Source organism: Campylobacter sp. US53, from assembly GCF_004378995.1.
Classification (GTDB): domain Bacteria; phylum Campylobacterota; class Campylobacteria; order Campylobacterales; family Campylobacteraceae; genus Campylobacter_D; species Campylobacter_D jejuni.
The window spans coordinates 1-20,503 of record NZ_RYYH01000008.1 but is presented as its reverse complement, the minus strand read 5'-3'; the positions used below and the strand labels follow the sequence as shown (position 1 = coordinate 20,503).

The following is a 20,503-nucleotide window of genomic DNA, read 5'->3' as shown; positions in this document are numbered from 1 at the left end:
TGATGAGCTATGAAATAAAAACTTTAGAAACTTTCAATCCTTTTGAAAGTTTAAAATATGAACAAGCCAGCACAGATCAAATTCTTGATTTTAGAATTATAGATTTTAAACTTCTGTGTTCTAATATAAAACCAGCAAAAACAAAAACTTATGAAAGAAAGGATTTTGACTTATTTTATGCGGATGATTTTTTTGTAAAAAATTACAATACCATGGTGCAAAAATTTCTTATAGAAATTTATCCAAAAACACAAAAAAACTGTTTCGTGGTTAAGCTTAAATCTAATCCTAGTTTAACTTATCTTAAGGTCAATATTAATTTTTTGGATAATTTTAAATACTATCCAAATTTAAAATTTGACATTTTACAAAATATTTATAAAGTAATGATCAAGCAAAAATTTTTAATCTTAAGACTTAATAAAAATTTATTTGACAAGATTGATGATTTTATCTTATCAATACAAAAAAATCCATCTATTAAAGAAATAGAGCTTGAAATTGCCAAAGGTGTAGATAAGATTGAACATAAAAGCGATGAAATTATTTATCATAGAGATGTTAACGAAGAATGTTTTGACGAAAATATTAGCTATGATGAAGGAAGCTACTGTAAACCTATTGAAAAAAATGAGCTACTTTTTGAATACATTTATAGAATTCTTGGAAAAGAAGGTAGAAATTTAAGAGGAGAAATCCTTCATTTAAACCCAATAGCTTTTTTTGATAATCCTTTTATCATAAAAGATGAAAGCATTTATACAGAAGAACTAGAAGATAGAATTAAATATTTTAGTGCAAATTATGGATTTTTAAATAAAGACCGATCAGGATGTAGTGTTACAAATAATTTAAAATTATCACAAGTAGGACTTAAAACAACCGGTTCAATCAAAACAAATACTGATGAAAATATAAACTTAGAAATCACTAATTTTGATATAAATGATGATGCTGTTAAATCAGGCATTGTAAATGTTCAAGCTTCAGACATAAAAGTAAATGGAAGTATTGGAGCGACAAAACTTTATGGAAGAAATATCAGCATCAAAGGCCTAACTCATGCAAAAAGCGAAATTTTTGCACAAGATATTTTTATTACAACACACAAAGGAACTTTGCAAGCTGATACTGTATATATAAAAAATTTAGAAAACGGGATAGTTATAGCCAAAAATGTATTTGTTGAAAACTGCATGGGTGGAAAAATAGAAGCAGAAAATATTTATATTTGCAATTTATTAGCAGATAATATCTTATATCCCAAAAAAAATCTAATCATAACAAATAATATAAAATTTAAAAATAATATTGTAATTTCTCCACTAGATTTTATTAACAATAAATCAAACTCAGAAACTGAAAATCTTACAAATTTAAGCCTTAAAACAAAGAGTAAACTTGATAATATCATAAGTCAAATGCAAAATTACCATGATTATCTAATCAAAAATCAAATCAAGATTATCAAACTTCAAAAAACTGAAAAACTTAATGCTATAGATATGAAATTTTCAAATCTTTATCGTGATATCATAAAAAAATATAATCATCTTAGTGTCTTGTATAAAAAACTTATAAAATTAAAATATCATATTGACGCAAAGCTAAATTTTTTAGATGAAATGGTTTATAATGTAAAAATATACATAAAAGCCGAAAATATTGGAGAGGATAATTTTTTAAAATTTTATCCTAAAACAAACACCGAGCTTGAACTAAAGCATCAAATAAATTTAAAAGATTATGAAAAAGTTTTATACCTTGAAAAAGGGCAACAAGCAAGCTATATTAAATCAAGTCATGATTATAGCGAAAGCGATATAGAAGAAATTAAAATTATTTTTGAAAAACTAGAAAAAGATAATTCCTAAAAATTATCTTTTCATATTAATAGCCTTTTGTATCATTTGATCGCTTGTGGTAATGCTTTTTGAGCTTGCATCAAAGGCTTTTTGAGTTACTATAAGATTTGAAAGCTCTACACTTAAATCAACATTAGATTGCTCTAAAAAACCACCTTTAAATTTAGCTGTATTAACAATCTGTCCATTTTTCATAATAAAACTTGCATCACCACTATTAGCTGTTGCAGCAAAGATATTATCGCCCATAGCAGCCAATCCTTGCTCATTGATAAAATTATATAAAGCAAGCTTTCCAACTATAGCATTTTTACCATTGCTAAATTGCGCTACAATACTTCCATCATCAGATATATCATATTGTTTAAAAAATCCTTCAGCTACACCATCTTGCTGTGTAACTACATTTTTTTCAACGCCTTCTTTAATATAAATCCCACTATAACCCGAACCAGGTTTATTAGCATCATAAGGAGAGCCTAAATCAATATTAATTGTTCCGCCATTTGGGTTTGCAATGCTTGTAATATTATTTTGAAGCAAAGCACCATTTTTATCAAAAACCATATTTCCTTCAGTTGGATTGCCTACGGCATTGCCATTAGAATCATAAATTTGGGCAATGGCTTTATATTGTATATTATCGCCTTCTTGCGGCAAAACCCTTTCAAGCGTAACCCTTAAAGTACTTTTACTTCCATCTGTATTATAAATAGGGGATTCTAAAATATCTTTATTGGCTTTTTGTTGTTCTGTTGAAATTTGAGCTGTATCAAGCTTGATGCTATTTTCATCCAAACCCTTTAAATCAAGCTCATTGCTTTTAAAATTAAGATTTTCATCTAAAGTTGCTTCAAAGCTTTTTTTTACGCCATTATCGTCAGTGAAATTTAAAATGATCCTATCACCCACTTTAGCACTAAACACATCTTCTTTGCTAACACTACCGCTAACTACATATTTTCCATCTTCGGTTTTTGTAATGTTAAATTTACCAGGATCAAGATCCACTTTGACCACTTCTGTTGTTGTGTTAGTATTTAAACTTCCACTCCATTTTACATTTTGAGTTACTTGAGGAGGTAAATACATATTCACAGGTACTTTAATAGCCCCTTGAGAAGCAGTTGTGCCTATACTGAAAGAATTATTTGAATTTACGGTAAAACCATTATTTACCGGAGTTCCTGTGTTAAGATAATCCCCCATAAGCCCCGCAACCCTATCGCTATAGTTGATACCGGTAAAAGCAGGGTTCATTGTTCCTAAAACAAAATTTCCATAAGAATCTACCAAATATCCATTTGCATCTCTTTTAAACGATCCATTTCTAGTATAGTAAGCATTACCATCCGCCCCCAAAACCCCAAAAAATCCTTTTCCTTGTAAAGCCACATCAAATTCGCTATCGCTTGCCACAAGAGAACCTTGTTCAAAAACCACATTAGAAGAAGCTGATCCTGAGCCATATCCACCTTGAGCAGGATTAGTTGATTGAGTAGTTATGGTGCTATAAAAAATATCTTTAAATTGAGCATCAGAATACTTAAAACCTGTAGTATTAACATTAGCTATATTATTTGCATAAATATCAATACCAAAACTATTTGTTTTAACTCCAGAAATTCCATTATAAAATGAATTCATCATGGCTTATGCCTTTTCCTCTTTGTCGCCTTCTTCTGTGGATCCAGAATTAGAAGAATCTCCATCACTTGAGTCTCCACCTGAACTATCTCCAACGGAAGTTGAAGATGAACCAAGTTTATAATCACTAATTTCACCAATATCATCAAAACTTACATATTGACCACCCATTTTTGCATAAGCAACCCCATCAACAAATTTAATACCCTCTATAGGATAAGTTCCATAATTTGCAGTGATCTTTTCCCCGTTTTTATTATTATAAACCACTTTAACACTATACTCTCCATCCCCAGCATAAACACCATCATTATTTCTACCAGGCCACTCTAATGTAAATAAACCTTTTGATACTTCTTTTCCCTCATTACTTTTTTCACTAAATACCAACTTATTATTTTTATCATAAACCTCTAAGGTGATTCCTTTATCATCCGAATCTTCAGGCAAATACATTTTTAGTGCAATAACCTCATCTGCGCCTGTTAATTTGACTTTGTTTTCATTTACCGTAGCCATTTTTCCTATAGCTCCCACTGCTGCAGTACTCATGCTCGTGCTAAAAGAATTGGAAAGTTTTTCCATAGTTTCAACCATTTTTTGCATAGTTGTATTGGTATTTTGCTGCATTTCAAGTGCACTAAGCTGTGAGGTTTGTGTAAGCATTTTATCACTATCCATAGGATCGGTTGGATCTTGATGTTGAAGCTCAATCAAAAGAAGTTTTAAAAATGCATCTTTATCTAAGGTAGCATTTGGATTGCTCACTATTCCTGAGCTACTGCTTGAATCTGTTCCAGTTGTTCCACTAGTACTTCCTGAAGTTGTAGCGGCAGTATTTAAATTCCAATCCGATGATGATATCATTATAAACTCCTTTTTATTTAGTTTTTTATTATTTAAGCAATAAGTGTTCCAACTTAGAAATACTTCGCTAAAACAAGCTCTAGATTGACTTTTTCACTTTCATTTTTTCCATCTAAAGCATCTTTAAAACCATATCCACTACGATTTTTTCCTTGATTTTGATTTTGCTCTCTTTTACCTTGATCGCTAAAATTCATTTCAAGTCCAGTAAATCCCATATTTACAAGAGAATTTTTAAACTCGGCTTGATTTTGAATAAATAAATTCATTGCATTGGTATTGGAGTTGAAATTGATATGAAGGTTATTGCCTCTTTGTATCAAAGTTACCTCCACTTCTCCAAGATTATTAGGATTTAAAGTGATGCTAAGTTTAGTAATAGGCGCTTTATATTGATCCACAGCCTCTTTTAAATCTTGTGAAAAATGTTGCAAAGTCTCTTTAGGAGTGATATTGCGAGCATTGTTTTGTGTTACTTTATTTAAGTCTTTGACTAAAGAATTTAACTCATCTAAACTATTTTTATCTACATTTTCACTGTGCGTTTTTGTTTGCTCTTGAGTAAAAGTTTCTTTATTGGTATTGTTATTAAAATTTGCATTATTCTCTTTGTTTTGAACTACTTGAGTTTTATTTAAATTTTCAAAATTTAATTTTTGATCAAAGAAATTCTGTTTTATATCTTTATTTTCTTTGTTGTTGTTTTTAGGCTCCTTATTTAAACTAAAATCTTTTTGTGTTAAATTTGAAACTAAATTCTGAGCATCTTTGACAATTTCTTTATTTAAATTTTTATCAAGATTTAAATTTTGATTATTACTCTTTAAATTTTTATTCTGATCTTGTATATTCTCTTGATTTAAATTGTTTTTTTCTTGATTTTTATTTAACTCTTTATTAAAATCTTTGTTTAAGTCTTTGTTTTCTTTATTTAAATCTTTAAGATTTGTAAGCTCCTGAGTGCTTGCATTGTCTTTTAACTCTTTGTTTAAATTTTTATCTTGTTTTGTACTATCTTTAATCAAATCTTTAAGATTGTTTTCTTTATTTAAATTATCTTGGTTTTTTTTATCTTTTATATTTAACTCTTCTGTTAAATTTTTTGCAAACTCATCATTTTTGATATTTTTTAAAGTATTTTTAGCATCTGTAACATCTTCTTCTATTTTTGATTTAACTTTATCATTTTTTTCGTGTTTGCTTTCTTTGGATGAAAGTATGGAGTCTAAATTTTTTAAAGTTTGAGAAAGCAAAGAACCGCTATCTTTAGAATTTGCTTTTTGCGTAGAATGAGTACTTGTAGTATGAGTTGTATTTTGTAAATTGTGATTTAAATTTTTACTCACATTGGAAATTTTATTATTGATGATTTCTTTAAAAACATTATCCACAGCACCCTTAAAAAAATCAGCCTTATCTAAATTTGGAAAAGTTGCTTTAAGATCAAGAAGACGATCTACTTTAATATTTTTTACATTTAAACCCAAATCTTTAGCTATGTCCAAAAGCTCACTAAGATTTAATGCACCTTTTAAAGCATTAAAATTAGCCTCTGTTTTAATAAGACTTGAAAGTTGAGTAGAAAGATTTGCCAGTTTAACATCTGCTGTATCTGTTCTTAGCTTATCTAACAAAGAAAGAATTTGCATAAAAGAAGCAGATTCGAAAATGCTTATCTTATCACTCTCATCAAAAGCTCCTTTTTGAAGTCTGCTCATCGCTTCATTAACAACTTCTTTTTGACTGATCTTCATATGATCAGGTAAAAATTCATTGGTTTCATCGATAGAATTAAGCAAAGAATTTAAAAAACTCTCTGTATCATCTTGAGTTGAATTTTTACTATCACTACTTTCATGTTCTTTATTTTTACTAGTTTTACTAAAAGAACTGCTAGTAGTAGAAGCTTTACTCGGCGTAAGATTTAAAACATCATTTTGCGGAGCTAAATTTGACATCATTTTTCCTTCAAAAAATTATTTTAAAAATTTATCTACCATTACATTAGGAAATTTTTCTTTCAAATAAGAATCTTCATATACTTTAATCATCTTGTCTTCATTTAAAGCAGTTAAGATATTTAAAAGCTCTTCTAAATTTTTAGCATTTAAAATTTTTTCTAAATTTTCTTCATTTTCTAAAATTTCTGTAAGCTCACTTGAAATTCTTGCCATTTTTTCGTTTTTATCTGATCTAAAAGTTTCTAAAAGTTCTAAAACTTGAAGCAAAACTTCATTTTTTCTTTTAGCTAGATCGCTTTTAAATTCAACAAAAATCTCTTCATTTAATGGTTTTGACATTTTAACTTCCTTTTTAAAATTTTAATTTCATAAGTTTTTAAAGCAAGAAGTGTTCCAAGTTTTGATGCTTTGTAGTTTAAGTTAAATTTTTGTATAATCTAAGCTTTTAAAAATTTAGCTTTGGAGAAGAAAATTTGGAAAATATTAGAAATATAGCAGTTATAGCTCACGTTGACCATGGTAAAACCACTATGGTAGATGAATTGTTAAAACAATCAGGCACCTTTAGTGAAAGAGAACAAATTTCAGAACGCGTTATGGATAGCAACGATATAGAAAAAGAACGCGGCATTACCATACTTTCAAAAAATACAGCGATCAATTATAAAGGTACAAAAATCAACATCATAGATACTCCAGGGCATGCTGATTTTGGCGGAGAAGTAGAACGCGTTTTAAAAATGATTGATGGGGTTTTGCTTTTAGTAGATGCTCAAGAAGGCGTTATGCCACAAACTAAATTCGTGGTTAAAAAAGCTTTATCTTTAGGGCTTAAACCTATAGTTGTAATCAACAAAATCGACAAACCAGCTGCTGATCCTGAAAGAGTGATCAATGAAATTTTTGATCTTTTTGTAGCCCTAGATGCAAACGATGAGCAACTTGACTTTGCTATAGTTTATGCTGCAGCAAAAAATGGTTATGCTAAGCTTGATCTAAACGATGAGAGTGATAATATGGAGCCACTTTTTAAAACCATACTTGAACGCGTTCCAGCGCCAAGTGGCACAAATGATAATCCTTTACAGCTTCAAGTTTTCACTTTAGGGTATGATAATTTCGTAGGTAAAATAGGCATTGCTAGAATTTTCAATGGGGTTGTGAAGAAAAACCAAAGCGTAATGCTTGCAAAAGCTGATGGCACCAAAGTAAATGGTAGAATTTCAAAACTCATTGGCTTTATGGGCTTAGAAAAAATGGATATTGAAGAAGCAGGAAGTGGAGATATCGTAGCTATAGCAGGTTTTGAAGCTTTAGATGTGGGCGATAGCGTTGTAGATCCAAACAATCCTATGCCACTTGATCCTTTACACATTGAAGAGCCGACTTTAAGTATAGTATTTTCTGTAAATGATGGCCCATTAGCAGGAACTGAAGGAAAACATGTAACTTCAAATAAAATCGCTGAACGCTTAGAAGCTGAAATGAAAACTAATATCGCTATGAAATACGAAAGCACAGGCGAAGGTAAATTTAAAGTAAGCGGTAGGGGTGAACTTCAAATCACTATTTTAGCTGAAAATATGCGTCGTGAAGGTTTTGAGTTTTGCATGGGAAGACCTGAAGTTATCGTAAAGGTTGAAGATGGGGTTAAAACAGAACCTTTTGAACATTTAGTTATCGATGTACCTGAGGAATTTAGTGGTGCGGTAATAGAAAAACTTGGCAAAAGAAAAGCTGAAATGAAAACTATGACACCAACAGGCGATGGACAAACAAGACTTGAGTTTGAAATTCCAGCACGCGGACTTATAGGTTTTAGAAGCCAGTTTTTAACCGATACTAAAGGCGAAGGCGTGATGAATCATAGTTTTTTAGAATTCCGTCCTTTTAGTGGTGCGGTTGAAAAGCGTAACAATGGAGCGTTAATTTCTATGGAAAATGGCGTGGCTTTGGGGTATTCTTTGTTTAACCTTCAAGAGCGTGGAGTGCTTTTCATAGAGCCTCAAACTAAAGTTTATACCGGTATGATTATAGGTGAGCACTCGCGTCCAAATGATTTAGATGTTAATCCTATCAAAGGAAAGAATCTTACCAATGTAAGAGCAAGTGGAAGCGATGATGCAATCAAGCTTGTACCACCTAGAAAATTAAGCCTTGAAAGAGCTTTAGAGTGGATAGAAGAAGATGAACTTGTAGAAGTTACGCCTATAAATGTGCGTGTTCGCAAACGCTATCTTGATCCAACTCAAAGAAAAAGAATGGAAAAAGCAAAATCTTAATGGATTTAAAAAGCTTAGAAAATAATAGACTTTATATACTTAAACGCTTAGGAATCTTAAAATTCCTAAGCATTATCGAAGCCTTACTTGTAGGCTTTTTAGCCTTTGTTTTTATAAGAGATGCCTTAATCGCAGTAATTTTAGCTGTTTTTGTAGGTGTTTTTTTCTTTCGTTTTACAGCCAAAAAACTAAAACTCGCACAAAAAGAATTACAAATTGATGCTTTAAATTTATTTTTGCGTCGTTTTGGGGCGAAATTTAAAAAGCAAAGTTTAAGCCAAAAAGACTTTTTAAAACTAGGGCTTACAAAGGATTTGAAAGAATTTAAAAGTCAAAACTGCTTTGAATTTAAGGATTTTAAAATTTATGATATTCAGTTTTTAGACGAAAACAAACGCTTTTTTTGCGGAATTTTACTCGAAATTTTAAGTGCAAACAAAAATCCTAGCTTTGAAGATGAAGAGCAAATTTATATCAAACTTAAAGATAAAAATTTTACCTTAAATCACATCTTTTCTAAAGAAAATCATTATCTTATCGCTACTTTAAGCAATCCTTTCTTTATAGATATAAAAAAAGATTTAGAAAATAATTTCAAAAATTTAGAAGAAAATCTAAACTCTATAAAAGATAAATTATTTAAATAATTAAAATAAAGTTAATATCATAAAAATTTTAATAAATATTAATTATATACCTTAAAAATATATTACTTTTAGTAACACTTTAAAATTTAATTTTATTTAAATTATTCTTATTATGCTTAATATTTAAGAAAAAATACATTAAAATCAATTTGAACTGCAAATAAAAAGGAGGAAAATCATGAAAAAACACATTTTATTGCTTGGTTTATGTCTTAGTTTGAGTCTTAGTGCTAAAAGCGTGAGTGATTACAAAGTAGGAGAAGAATTAAGCGACAAGGAAGGAGTAGAGTATTTTAAGGAACTTTCCAAAAGACCTGTGCAAGAATGGCCAAATAAAAATTTAAGCATCAATGATGTTCCAAAAGGTAAGCAAGGGGATTTAATCCGTTATGGCATAGAGCTTTTAAGCAAAACAGAAAGCACTCTAGGACCTTATGGCAAGCTAAAAAAGACAAACAATGAAATAAATTGTATTTCCTGTCACATGGATAATGACGGCAATGGTTTGCCAGGGACAAAAAAATATGTTCTTCCATTTTTAAATGTCTTAAACAGTTATCCAAAACTTGATATAGAAACAATGAAAATTGTCTCTGTTGAAGATAGAATTCGTGGAATGGGTGGAACTGATTCTCATAGACTTCCTGATGATTCTAAAGAAATGAAAGCAATTTTAGCTTATTTTAAATGGCTAAAAGAAGCTTATAATATCAAAGATGGCGTCAAACTTGAAGGAACTTTTCTTTCTAAAATGAATTTTCCAAATCGTCCAGCTGATCCCGTACGTGGCAAAAAACTCTTTGAAAAAAATTGCGTTGCTTGTCATGGCGAAAGAGGACTTGGAGTAAAAAATGATAATTACGAGCAAGGTAGCGGACATTTATATCCATCTTTACTTTATCCTGAAGGTGGTCATATGGTTATGATACCATTTTTAGCAAGATTTTTAAAATCAGCTATGCATTTTGGTACAAATTCTCAAAGCATAAATGATGAAGATATTGTAGATATAGCAGCTTATGTCAACACAGGTTTTGTAAGGATACCTATGCCAACCACAGAAAATCGCGATGGACCAGATACGGCTTATAGTAAAGCCCCATCATTAAAACCTGAGTATTTTGCTTCACCGCAACAAATTTTAGATCCTCAAAAATATATAAAAGCAAAATATGGACCTTGGAAAAATCCAAATCACTTCCCAGAAGAATGATACAATTTTGGGCTTAGCCCAAAATTAATCCTCATCTTTGGCTAAATTTTCAAGACTTTTAATCCCTTCTTCGCCTATCAAATTTCCACCTTGTAAGTCACTAAATATCGCATTTAAAGAACTCACTATGGCAGTGGAATTAAAACTTAGATTTTCTATAGCTCTTTCTCTTTTTTTCCATATATTTTGCAAAGCTCTTTTTTCAGCTTCTAACTCTTCTTTCATATTTTGGTAAGTTTTGAGTATAAAAGTAATTTGCGTGTTAAATTCCTTGGAATTTAAGTATTCGTATAAAATGTGATTTTTTTCATCTTTGTTTTGTAAGGCATTTTTGAGTTTATAAGCGTTGATAATACTTTCTCTAAGCACTGCTAAAACGCCTTTGAATTCATTAAAAGTACAAATCAAAATTCCTTCTTTAAAATGCGTTTTTTCTTTATCTTTTGGCATAGTTTTTGTGATCAAAACCGCTATATCACTTTTTGCGGCTATACTGTCTAGTTTAAGTTTATCAAGCCATTCTTTATTAAATTCTTTAGTGCGTTTGCTTTCATATAAAATACTTCCACAAATATTTCCAAAATTATCCTTTACTATATGCAGACAATCAGCTCCATTTACGCCCTTTGGCACTTCTTTTACTTCATCGCTTAAATACTCACTTTGTATGTATTCTTCTATGAGTAGTTCGGCTGCTTCGCCTTGGAGTTGCTGTGAGCCTTGTTCTATCCTGCGTTGTGCGTCTTCTAGCTTTTGGGCTACGCTTTTAAAATTCGTTTCTAGTTCTTTGTATTTAAGATCTTGCTCTTGAGTGCTTTTTTGAAATTCAAGACGCATTTTTTCTCTTTCAAATTCCAAATTTTTGCTTTCTTGTTCTTTAAATTCTTTAAAGGCCTCTTCTTTGGCTTGAAATTTCAGTCTTTCTTCATTTTCTTTTTGCTCTCTTTTTAGTCTTTCATTTTCAGCCTTTATGCTTAAAAACTCGCTAAGTTCTTTGCTTTTTTTCTCTAGTTCTTCTTGCATGATTTTCATTTCATTTTCATGCTCTTTGTTAAATTTCTCGCTGAATTCTTTTTGGAAATTTTGCTTTTGTGTGAGAAGTTCTTGTTCAAATTTTTGCCTTTCTAAAAGAAGCTTTTGGCTTACTTGCTCGCTTATGAGTTTTTCTTGTTCTATCTTTTGAGTTTTTAAATCATTTAAAGCTTTGGTGTATTCAGCTCTTTTAGCATTTACCTCATCATCAAATTCTTTTTTTTGTTTTAGCATTTCTTGCTTAGCTTTATCTAAAATTTGAGCATATAAAGCAGTGCTGATATCGATAAAACTTCCACAACTTGGGCATTTGATTTGTTCATTTTGGTTTAAATTTTGCATAAAAAATTTCCTTAGAATTTTTCTCTAAATTTAACATAGAAAAACAAAGATTATTCTAAGATTGACTTGTTAAAATCATTCTTTTAGAATAATTAGGATTACAAATGCAAAAACACACCAAAATTCACGGCTTTGCCAAATTTAAACTTATCATTATCCTTGCTTTGATGTCAAGCATAGCACCACTTTCTACAGATATGTATTTGCCTGCACTTTCTCATGTGGAGCAAAGTTTTCAAACCAACTCTTTTTTAACCCAACTTAGCCTTGCAAGTTTTTTTATCGCTTTTGCTTTAGGACAGCTTATATATGGGCCTTTAAGTGATATTTTTGGGCGTAAAATTCCAGCTTTGGTGGGGATATTTTTCTTCATCATTTCGAGTTTGTTTTGTGTGATCATTGATGATATTTATACTTTTATCGCTTTGAGATTTTTTGAAGCACTTGGGGGTTGTGCAGGTGTGGTTATCGCAAGGGCTATTGTCAATGACTTGTTTGAGATCAAAGAAGCTGCAGGGATTTTTGCTTTGATGATGGTTTTTAGTTCTCTTGCTCCTATGCTTTCGCCAACTTTTGGGGGAATTTTGCTAGAGTATTTTTCATGGCATAGTATTTTTGCGACTTTGTTTGCTTTGGGAATTTTGCTTTTTTTGATGATACTTTTTAGTTTAAAAGAATCCGCACCTCATCTTAAAAACAAAAAATTTTCCCATCATGAAGCGATGAAAAGCTACAAATTTGTTTTAAGCGATAAACGCTTTTTAGTTTATATACTATGTGCTTCTTTTGCTTTGGCGGCGATGTTTGCTTATATCACAGGATCAAGCTTTGTTTTTACGCAGTTTTTTGGCTTGAGTGAGCAAAAATTTGCTTTGCTTTTTGGGGCAAATGCTTTAGGTTTTGTCATCTGTGCAAATATCAATGCGAGATTGGTTTTAAAATACGAAAGCGAAAAGATCTTAACAAAAGCTTTGATGATAATGTTTATATCGACCGTGATTTTACTTGTAAATGCCTTTTTTCACCCAAATTTCTTGCTTTTTGAACTTAGTATTTTTACAAGTATCGCTATGCTTGGTTTCATCGCACCCAATACCACGACTTTAGCCATGGCAAGGTTTAAAAAACATAGCGGAACTGCTTCTGCGGTGCTTGGAACGGTGCAATTTGGTTTTGCAGGGCTTATTTCTTTTGTGGTTGGGGCTATTAACGCAAATACGCCGATAATCCTTGCTTTTGTAATGTGTGCTTGCGTATTGGTTGCAAATATGATATATTTTCTAATCAAAATAAAGGATAAAAAATGAAAACAAATAATATCTTTATGGCTTTAGCCATAGTTTTAGCAAGTTTGATTCTAGCTTTTGGATTTAACAAGGCTTTAAGTGATTTTAAAACACTTGAAAGAAGTGTAAGTGTAAAGGGTTTAAGTCAAAAAGAAGTCGAAGCGGATACTTTGATACTTCCTATAAAATTCACAAGATCAAACAATAATCTTACAAATTTATACGAAGAACTAGAACAAGATAAAGAAAATATCATCAAATTTTTAAAAGAACAAGGCGTAAAAGAAGATGAGATCAGCTACAACTCGCCAAACATCATAGATCGTTTAAGCGATCCTTATAGCAACGACACTCAAGCTACATACCGATACATAGGCACTGCGAATTTACTCATCTATACTCAAAATGTAAAGCTTGGAAAAAGCATACTAGAAAACATTTCAAGTCTTGCAAAATTTGGCATAGTAACGAAAATCGATAATTATGACATAGAATACCTTTATACTAAACTCAATGAGATAAAACCTCAAATGATAGAAGAAGCAACGCTCAATGCCAGAAATGCGGCGATAAAATTCGCACAAGATTCAAACAGCCATCTAGGCAAGATAAAAAAGGCTTCTCAAGGGCAATTTAGCATCAGCAACAGGGATAAAAACACCCCTTACATCAAAACCATAAGAGTGGTTTCTACTATAGAATACTATTTGAAAGACTGATGATAAATTTTCAAGCTAAGCTTTAAGGCTTAGCTTGGCACTATGGAATTTTTTCGTGCGGTTTTTTTGAGCGAGAATAAATTTATTTTTTACAAAAAGAAATAAAATCTTTTTTTAAATCATTTAAATTTTTATATCTATTTTCTGTATTTTCATCAGTTGCTTTTTGCAAAAAATTACATTTAGCTTTTTCCATATTTGTTTTTCCAGTGGCCACAAAATACAAAACTCTACTTAAAGCATAAATTTCATCACTTTTATCATAGTTTTTAAAACCCTTTTTCTGTAATCTAGAAATTTCATTTAAACTTCCTTTTACTTCTGTATTTTCACTTGTTAATTGACTACTAATTTCCTTTACGAGTCCGAAATCAGAAATTTTTACAACAGGGTAAATATCATCATATTTTTTTAATAGAACATTTGTAAGGCTTATATCTCTGTGTAATAAGTTATTATTCCATAAAATTTCAATACCTTTTATTATTTGACAGCCTAAACTAATCTTTTCATCAGATGAAAGTTTGGAGTTGTTTTGTTTTATATATTTTTCTAAAGTAAAATCAGCATATTCCATAATATATTCATTTCTATCTTTATTTAAAGAATATACTTTTAAAATATAAGGATTATTTATATTTTTCATTATTTCAAATTCTTTTAAAAATCTTTCAGTTTCTTTAGTATTTGCTTTTTTATTCAATCTTTTTAAAGCAAAATCACATTGATAAAATTCATCATAATATTTAAATACTTTCGCATAAGAACCATAGCCAATATTTTCTAATTGATATTCTATATTAGTTTTTGAATTTTTAATAAAATCTGATTTTTTAAATATAGGAATAATTTTATAAATTTCTATTTTTTCCATTCCAATAGGGATTGTGCTGCCTCCACTACTTTTTAAAAATTTAAGACATTTTGTAAAAATATCTGCATAATATTTATTTATCTCGAAAGATAAATTACTATCTTTGAGCTTTTTTTCTAAATTTAATGCTAACTCTATACTAGATTTTAATATTTTACTTTCATTAGCCCAATAGTGATTACCTTCTTCAATACTAGGAAGACGCTCATTCATTCTTTTAAAACAAAATATAATGTTTTCATGTAATGTTGAAAAAATCAATTGTAATTTTTCATTACCAAAGATAGAATATAAGTCAACAGATTTTGTATATATGTTATTTTTAATTTCATCAAAAGCAACCTCTATAGCATTGACAATTTTATCTTCCATTATTTCCCTTCTATGATTTTTATCTCATCTTCGGTGAGATTGTAAAGTTTATAAACCAAAGAATTGATTTTATTTTCTAGTTCTTGGGTGTTTGCGTTTTTGTCTTGTTCTTTGACTTTTAAAATCTCATCGACTAAATTTATAAGCTCATCAGCTATTTTTTGATTTTTGGAATTTATAGTTACTATAGGGATATTTAGTAAAGGCTCTTTGTCAATTTGATAATTATTGCCTTGCATTTTTCCTTTATGTTTCAACCAAAATGCTATAAGCTTTGAATTTAAAATAGCAGTTAAATATTTAACATTAATTCTTTGAGTTTTAATCACATAAAAAGTCGCTGACACATAACAATCAAAATCAACATAGCTAAATTTAGGCCCACCTACGCATTTTCTAAGTGCTACTATTCTAGGACTTCCTGTAAAAAATTTTTCATCTCTTGCTCGGTGCAAACCATAAGGTTTATTATCAGAAGTGATAACATTTTGAAATTTATCTAAATGTTTTTTCAAATTTGGATAATTATCCATAGAATTTGGATTTTTAAAAGATGAATTTGTATAAATAACCCAAAAATAATTATATCTTTTTACAAAATATTTTTGTATATTATCGCTTTCAAAAATTGGTTTTAAAAGTATTTTTTCATTTTTTAAAAGATTTAAATTTTCTACTTCTTCATTTGTTAATTTTTGAATTCCCTGTCCTAAATAAAAATTATTTCCTAAAATTTCTAAAGATTTTTTATTTATATTTTCTTGAGGATAAACTATTCCTTGTGCCACTTCCCTTTCTTCAAGATAAAATTTCCCATATTTTTGAATTTTATTGAAAAGTTCTTCATAATCACTTTTTGTAAAATTTAAAGTTTTATCTATGAATTTTTTTGGAGTTAAATTTATGCTTAAAATTTCATTGTTTTGGGTTTTTTCATTTTTTAAAAGATTTATAACATCTTCATAAATTGGAGTTTGGGTTGTGATTTTAGCAAAATGAAATTCGTAATTTTTAGGCGGTTTTATTTTTTGAAATTGCATTATCATCGTTTGTATACTTGCAGAATCAAACACCATAAAAGAACTAAAATCAACAAGGCTTAAAATTTGGGATTCTTCTAAAACTATATTGCGTAGTTTTTTAGCTCCTGAATTTGTAACCCAATTATTTGTAGCGATAAATGCTAAATATCCATTATTCTTAAGTATATCAAATCCACGCCCTACAAAATGATACCAAATATCCATTTTCCCTTGATAAGTTCTTAGCTTTTTTGTATTAGCAAAAAGTTCTTTATTTTCGGCTTCTTTTATATAAGGTGGATTGCCGATGATTAGATCAAAGCCTTTGAAATTTCCATCATCGTCCAAAATTTCAGGGAATTCAAAACGCCATTCAAAAGGATGATTGCTTTCTAGGTTGAAGATATTGTCGTATTCTTTTTTAAGATTTACAAATTCTTTTGTGGCTTCTTTTTCATCAAAGTCAAAAAGAGTCAAATTCGCACTAACAAAGAATTTCAAATTTTCATCATCTACGGCTAAGAAATTTCCGTATTTTTTAGAGTATTTTTCACATTTATCGTTAAAGCTTTTCATTTCTTTTTTAAATTTATCTGCAAAACAGAAATTTTTAAAAGAAATTTTGAGATTTTTTATCTCTTGGTTGATGTGGCTTTTATCTGTGTAAAAGCCTTCTTTATAGTCTTTTACTATGCGTTTGTATTTGTTAATGCGTTCTTTGATGTTAGGATAGTGGTTTAGGCTTTTGCCTGTTTCAAAGTAAGATACCAAAGAATTTCCGCATTTTATGTTTATATCGATGTTTGGCAGGGTTTTAAGATCGTGATAATTCCCATCATCAAAGCTTTGATAAAAACTATGTTTTAAAAGCTCTATCCAAAGCCTTAGCTTCGTGATCTCGCATGAGTTTGGGTTAATATCGACTCCAAAAAGGTTATTTTCTATGATGTCTTTTTTAGTGTGAAAAAGCTCTTGTTGGATAAGATGGGCTTTATCTTTAGGCGTACTTGGGCGTTTATACTCTATAAACTCACCTTTTCTACCCGTGATGAGAATTTCATCGTTTTGCACTTCTAGATAAAATTCTTCATCAAAAAGATTTAGCTCATCATAAATGCTTAACATAACATTTAAAGCAGAAACCAAAAAATGCCCGCTTCCCACCGCAGGATCGCAAATTTTTATGGAATTTAAAAGCTCTTTTTGTGCTTTTTTGTCTTCTTTTCTTAAAGATCTTCTTAACTCGCTTATATCTTTAGCATCAAGATCAAATTGAGCGTTGAATTTATCAAGCACAACTTTTGTGATGCTTTCTTTACACATATAAGAAGTGATAAAGCTTGGCGTGTAAAAGCTTCCTTCTTTGTAGCCATTGAGTTTTTCAAACACATTTCCTAAAACACTTGAACTTATGAGTTCTTTTTGGCTTAAAATTTCGCTTTGCTCATCATCGCTACCAAAATCAAAACTATCCAAAAATTCAAACAAGTATTCTAAAAGCCCCACTTGTCCTTTTTTAGCCTTGCATTTATCATCTTTTAGCACGGTGTTTTTATAGTAAAAAAGCTTTAAGTCATTGCTTAAGCTTGAAATTTCAAGCGTGTTTTCTATGCTTTGTTTTTCAAACAAAGAAGAATTTAAATAAGGCAGATAAGCAAATTCGCTTTTCTTTCGCGTGCTTTTTTCTTTGGCTAAGACTTCAAAGAAAAGTTCGCTAAGCTTGTCAAAATCAGGGATTTTTTTGAAATTTAAAAATTTCAAATTTTTATCATCATTAAAACGCACCAAATTTGACTCTATAAGCTTTAAAAACAAAATGCGATTAAGCCATAAGATCAAAAGTTTTAAGATGGTTTCAAAATTTTCTTCTTTAAGCTTAGAATTTATAGCGGTGTAGAAAGTGCCTTGCTCTTCTTCGCTCTCTTGGCTTTTTGCGATGATGAGTTTTGAGTTTTGTTTGCTCTCACAAAGCCCTAAGATATATAAAAGCTCTTTGTAAAAAGCGTTGTTGAGTGAATTTGCATCGTTGGGGTTAAACTCACTTAGCAAAAAGTCTCTATGAAAAGTTTTATAAATACTTGCTAGGTTTTTAAAATTTGATTTTTGTTTGTCTTTTAAAAACGTCAAGTCAATCAAAAAGCCTTTTAAGTTTTCTTTGGAATTTTCTATGAGTTTGGCTACTTCTTTATAGAATTCTTCAGTATTACCTTTGAAAAGTGAATTTGGATTACAAAATTCTTCAAAAAGTTTTTTAAAACTTGGATTTTTATAAAAAAGCTCTTCAAACTCACTAATTTTAAAAATGTAAAATTTATAAAAATCTGTGATGATAATAAATTTTAAGCTAAAACTATACTCTCTATTTCTAAAATAATATAAAATAGTCTCGTGTAAGGCTTTAGAATTTACCTTTGTATGAGTGATAAATTCTTTTGAATTTGGCTTTTTAGCCTCAATAAGAACTTCTAAGTCTTTACTAAACTCATCTTTAGAGATGGATAAGTCAATCTCACTTTTGCCTTTTTGCTTGGTTTTGATGTGGGTTTTGAAATTTAACATGGTTAAAAATGGACTAAGTGCATTAGCTACAAGATAATCTTCATTTTCACTTTGCGAACTTTCAAGTCTTTCTAGATATTGCATTAAAGCCTTGTTAAATATATCAAATTCATTTTGCATGATTTGCTTTTTGCGGTAGTATGGGTTGAAAAAATCTTTTTCATTTAGCAAAGTGAAATACATTTTTAACCTTTATAAAAAATATTTTGTATTTTATCAAATTTTACTTTTATATAAAATTTTTTAAGAATTTAATATATCATTAATACCTTTATATGCTTCCTGTATAGGTTTTTTAATAAAAAAATCATTTAAAATTTGAATAAAATCTTTTTTAGAATTTTGATTTTCAATCAACCAATAAATAAAAGCGTATTCTCCTTCTAATTTTTCATTGTTTATTAATTTATCACAATAATAGTGATTTTGATATTTTCTAACATTTTCTTCTTTTACATCTTTAAATAATTTTAAACATTCTTTATATTTTTCATTTTCTATATCTTCTTCATTATCATTTGAAATTTCAAATGTCAAACCAACAGTATCATAGTAATTTTTTCTAAAATAAATATATATACATGGATATATGCTTTCACTCTTATAATCTATAGGATAAAATATAAACACACCATGATTAACACGATTTTCTTCTATTTTATTGCCGATAAAAGTTATATCACCTATTTTAATTTCCTTATGTTTAAAACTATCAAAAAATTCTTCTATTATATATTCGCAGATGTTACTCCATTTATGCTGGATAATACCTTTAGCTTTCTTATATTTTTCTTCATTTAAATTTTTAAGCTCTGATTTATTTTTGTTATATCTATATAAAATCATAGCATTTTTTAAATTTTGCATTTTTATATTGTCTTGAAAAATAAATTCTAATACATCATCTCTTTGAGTATACTCATCTGTCATATACCATTGTAAAATACTTTTGTATTGATTTAGAGTAAAAATAATGTTTTGTATATCAAGAATAAATTTTTGATCTTTGGTTAACTTTTCTTCATATGTTTTTATACACTCATCAATCCATTCCTTAATCCATATGTAATCCATCTTCAAATAATAGCTAACATTATTTTCATTTTTATCTTTAATCAAATTTGTCTTTATGGTAAAATTTCCCAAACTATAATCGCTAGGACTAGCAAACTCGTCTTGATGCAAATATATAGTCAATATGTTTTTATAACAATCTTCTATATTTTTGATATTTTTTCTTACAAAATTAATATAATCTTTCAATTGATTTTTTTGATCTTTTGCATAAATTTTATTTTCTATTATGATATATCTTTTATCACTTAATGTTATTAAAATATCTATCCTTCTATTATCTTTTATGCAGGCTTCTGTTTCTACACTTTTTATATCTTCTATGTTTAAATTTTCAAATTTAGTATTTCCTAAACTTTTACCAAGTTTTTCTAAAAATACCTTTGCAAAATTTTTTTGATAATGATCCTTGTTTATATCAATTAAATAAGCTATAAATTTAGAATGATAATTTTCTTTTGTTTCAATATTCAAAGCATCAAATATATTTATATCACTCAAACCATTGTTTACATCTTTTTCAAATTTAATATCTTCTTCAAGCAATCTTTCAATAAATTTTTCCATGCATCACTTCCGAAATTTTATACAATTTTACATGTAAATAAATTTTTAATTACAAACTAAAAAACTGATTATTAATTTTATAAGCGAGTTAAGCAGAATTTAACAAGTCCGCAATGAGCTACTTTCCCCCTGCCAGTAAGGCGTAGTATCATCACCCACGATGTGCTTAGCTTC

General features: G+C 29.2%; 14 protein-coding genes. 6 read left to right on the top strand and 8 right to left on the bottom strand.

Features of this window, described 5'->3' with window-relative positions; genetic code table 11:
* Positions 1–2: 2 nt before the first annotated feature.
* On the top strand, positions 3–1,874 hold the full coding sequence (locus tag ELQ05_RS06605) for a flagellar assembly protein A (protein WP_134240042.1): 1,872 nt from the start codon (positions 3–5) through the stop codon (positions 1,872–1,874).
* A gap of 3 nt (positions 1,875–1,877) precedes the next feature.
* Here the strand turns inward: ELQ05_RS06605 and ELQ05_RS06600 are convergent, their stop codons facing one another.
* The 4 genes from ELQ05_RS06600 to ELQ05_RS06585 are packed head-to-tail and all read right to left on the bottom strand — an operon-like array spanning position 1,878 to position 6,679.
* Positions 1,878–3,515, bottom strand: a complete 1,638-nt coding sequence (locus ELQ05_RS06600) for a flagellar hook-basal body complex protein (RefSeq protein ID WP_134240039.1) — start codon at positions 3,513–3,515, stop codon at positions 1,878–1,880.
* Between the two features lie 3 nt (positions 3,516–3,518).
* Positions 3,519–4,379 (bottom strand): flagellar basal body rod modification protein, encoded by an 861-nt coding sequence (locus ELQ05_RS06595; RefSeq protein ID WP_070316438.1) that lies wholly within the window; start codon positions 4,377–4,379, stop codon positions 3,519–3,521.
* Positions 4,380–4,432: 53 nt separating this feature from the next.
* The gene (locus ELQ05_RS06590; RefSeq protein ID WP_134240038.1) at positions 4,433–6,340 is read right to left on the bottom strand and encodes a flagellar hook-length control protein FliK; all 1,908 of its coding nucleotides are present in this window, start codon (positions 6,338–6,340) and stop codon (positions 4,433–4,435) included.
* 15 nt (positions 6,341–6,355) lie between these two features.
* Entirely contained in the window at positions 6,356–6,679 is a 324-nt protein-coding gene (locus ELQ05_RS06585; protein ID WP_126263497.1) for a hypothetical protein, read from the bottom strand.
* Between the two features lie 134 nt (positions 6,680–6,813).
* On the opposite strand from ELQ05_RS06585, the gene typA reads away from it, so the two are divergent.
* From typA to ELQ05_RS06570, 3 genes are all read left to right on the top strand, one after another.
* Positions 6,814–8,622 carry a translational GTPase TypA gene (gene typA, locus ELQ05_RS06580; protein WP_088303839.1) on the top strand — a complete coding sequence of 603 codons (1,809 nt, stop codon included), beginning with the start codon at positions 6,814–6,816 and terminating at the stop codon, positions 8,620–8,622.
* Positions 8,622–9,269 carry a poly(A) polymerase gene (locus tag ELQ05_RS06575; RefSeq protein ID WP_088303838.1) on the top strand — a complete coding sequence of 216 codons (648 nt, stop codon included), beginning with the start codon at positions 8,622–8,624 and terminating at the stop codon, positions 9,267–9,269. Before typA ends, ELQ05_RS06575 begins: the two co-directional genes overlap by 1 nt.
* A gap of 178 nt (positions 9,270–9,447) precedes the next feature.
* Positions 9,448–10,482, top strand: a complete 1,035-nt coding sequence (locus tag ELQ05_RS06570) for a c-type cytochrome (RefSeq protein WP_096702926.1) — start codon at positions 9,448–9,450, stop codon at positions 10,480–10,482.
* Positions 10,483–10,506: 24 nt separating this feature from the next.
* On the opposite strand, the gene ELQ05_RS06565 is transcribed toward ELQ05_RS06570, so the two are convergent.
* Complete coding sequence (locus tag ELQ05_RS06565) at positions 10,507–11,856, bottom strand: DUF2130 domain-containing protein (RefSeq protein WP_134240037.1); 1,350 nt, start codon at positions 11,854–11,856, stop codon at positions 10,507–10,509.
* Positions 11,857–11,960: 104 nt separating this feature from the next.
* On the opposite strand from ELQ05_RS06565, the gene ELQ05_RS06560 reads away from it, so the two are divergent.
* Positions 11,961–13,163 carry a multidrug effflux MFS transporter gene (locus tag ELQ05_RS06560; RefSeq protein ID WP_134240036.1) on the top strand — a complete coding sequence of 401 codons (1,203 nt, stop codon included), beginning with the start codon at positions 11,961–11,963 and terminating at the stop codon, positions 13,161–13,163.
* Positions 13,160–13,861 carry an SIMPL domain-containing protein gene (locus tag ELQ05_RS06555; RefSeq protein WP_002842934.1) on the top strand — a complete coding sequence of 234 codons (702 nt, stop codon included), beginning with the start codon at positions 13,160–13,162 and terminating at the stop codon, positions 13,859–13,861. The genes ELQ05_RS06560 and ELQ05_RS06555 overlap by 4 nt, the downstream gene beginning before the upstream one ends.
* Positions 13,862–13,943: 82 nt before the next feature.
* Here the strand turns inward: ELQ05_RS06555 and ELQ05_RS06550 are convergent, their stop codons facing one another.
* From ELQ05_RS06550 to ELQ05_RS06540, 3 genes are read right to left on the bottom strand one after another with little or no spacing between them, the layout of a single operon-like run.
* The gene (locus ELQ05_RS06550) at positions 13,944–15,107 is read right to left on the bottom strand and encodes a protein kinase family protein (protein WP_134240035.1); all 1,164 of its coding nucleotides are present in this window, start codon (positions 15,105–15,107) and stop codon (positions 13,944–13,946) included.
* Positions 15,107–18,871: an Eco57I restriction-modification methylase domain-containing protein gene (locus ELQ05_RS06545; protein WP_134240034.1), complete on the bottom strand. Its 3,765-nt coding sequence runs from the start codon at positions 18,869–18,871 to the stop codon at positions 15,107–15,109. Before ELQ05_RS06545 ends, ELQ05_RS06550 begins: the two co-directional genes overlap by 1 nt.
* Before the next feature lie 60 nt (positions 18,872–18,931).
* Entirely contained in the window at positions 18,932–20,329 is a 1,398-nt protein-coding gene (locus ELQ05_RS06540) for a PD-(D/E)XK nuclease family protein (protein WP_134240033.1), read from the bottom strand.
* Positions 20,330–20,503 lie beyond the last annotated feature (174 nt).

What these genes read in the sequence shown, in the direction of transcription:
- ELQ05_RS06555 (WP_002842934.1), top strand. Translation starts at nt 13,160, where the DNA reads ATGAAAACAAATAATATCTTTATGGCTTTAGCCATAGTTTTAGCAAGT.
- ELQ05_RS06600 (WP_134240039.1), bottom strand. Translation starts at nt 3,515, where the DNA reads ATGATGAATTCATTTTATAATGGAATTTCTGGAGTTAAAACAAATAGT.
- ELQ05_RS06605 (WP_134240042.1), top strand. Translation starts at nt 3, where the DNA reads ATGAGCTATGAAATAAAAACTTTAGAAACTTTCAATCCTTTTGAAAGT.
- ELQ05_RS06570 (WP_096702926.1), top strand. Translation starts at nt 9,448, where the DNA reads ATGAAAAAACACATTTTATTGCTTGGTTTATGTCTTAGTTTGAGTCTT.
- ELQ05_RS06575 (WP_088303838.1), top strand. Translation starts at nt 8,622, where the DNA reads ATGGATTTAAAAAGCTTAGAAAATAATAGACTTTATATACTTAAACGC.
- ELQ05_RS06545 (WP_134240034.1), bottom strand. Translation starts at nt 18,871, where the DNA reads ATGTATTTCACTTTGCTAAATGAAAAAGATTTTTTCAACCCATACTAC.
- ELQ05_RS06590 (WP_134240038.1), bottom strand. Translation starts at nt 6,340, where the DNA reads ATGATGTCAAATTTAGCTCCGCAAAATGATGTTTTAAATCTTACGCCG.
- ELQ05_RS06550 (WP_134240035.1), bottom strand. Translation starts at nt 15,107, where the DNA reads ATGGAAGATAAAATTGTCAATGCTATAGAGGTTGCTTTTGATGAAATT.
- ELQ05_RS06565 (WP_134240037.1), bottom strand. Translation starts at nt 11,856, where the DNA reads ATGCAAAATTTAAACCAAAATGAACAAATCAAATGCCCAAGTTGTGGA.
- ELQ05_RS06560 (WP_134240036.1), top strand. Translation starts at nt 11,961, where the DNA reads ATGCAAAAACACACCAAAATTCACGGCTTTGCCAAATTTAAACTTATC.
- ELQ05_RS06540 (WP_134240033.1), bottom strand. Translation starts at nt 20,329, where the DNA reads ATGGAAAAATTTATTGAAAGATTGCTTGAAGAAGATATTAAATTTGAA.
- ELQ05_RS06595 (WP_070316438.1), bottom strand. Translation starts at nt 4,379, where the DNA reads ATGATATCATCATCGGATTGGAATTTAAATACTGCCGCTACAACTTCA.
- ELQ05_RS06585 (WP_126263497.1), bottom strand. Translation starts at nt 6,679, where the DNA reads ATGTCAAAACCATTAAATGAAGAGATTTTTGTTGAATTTAAAAGCGAT.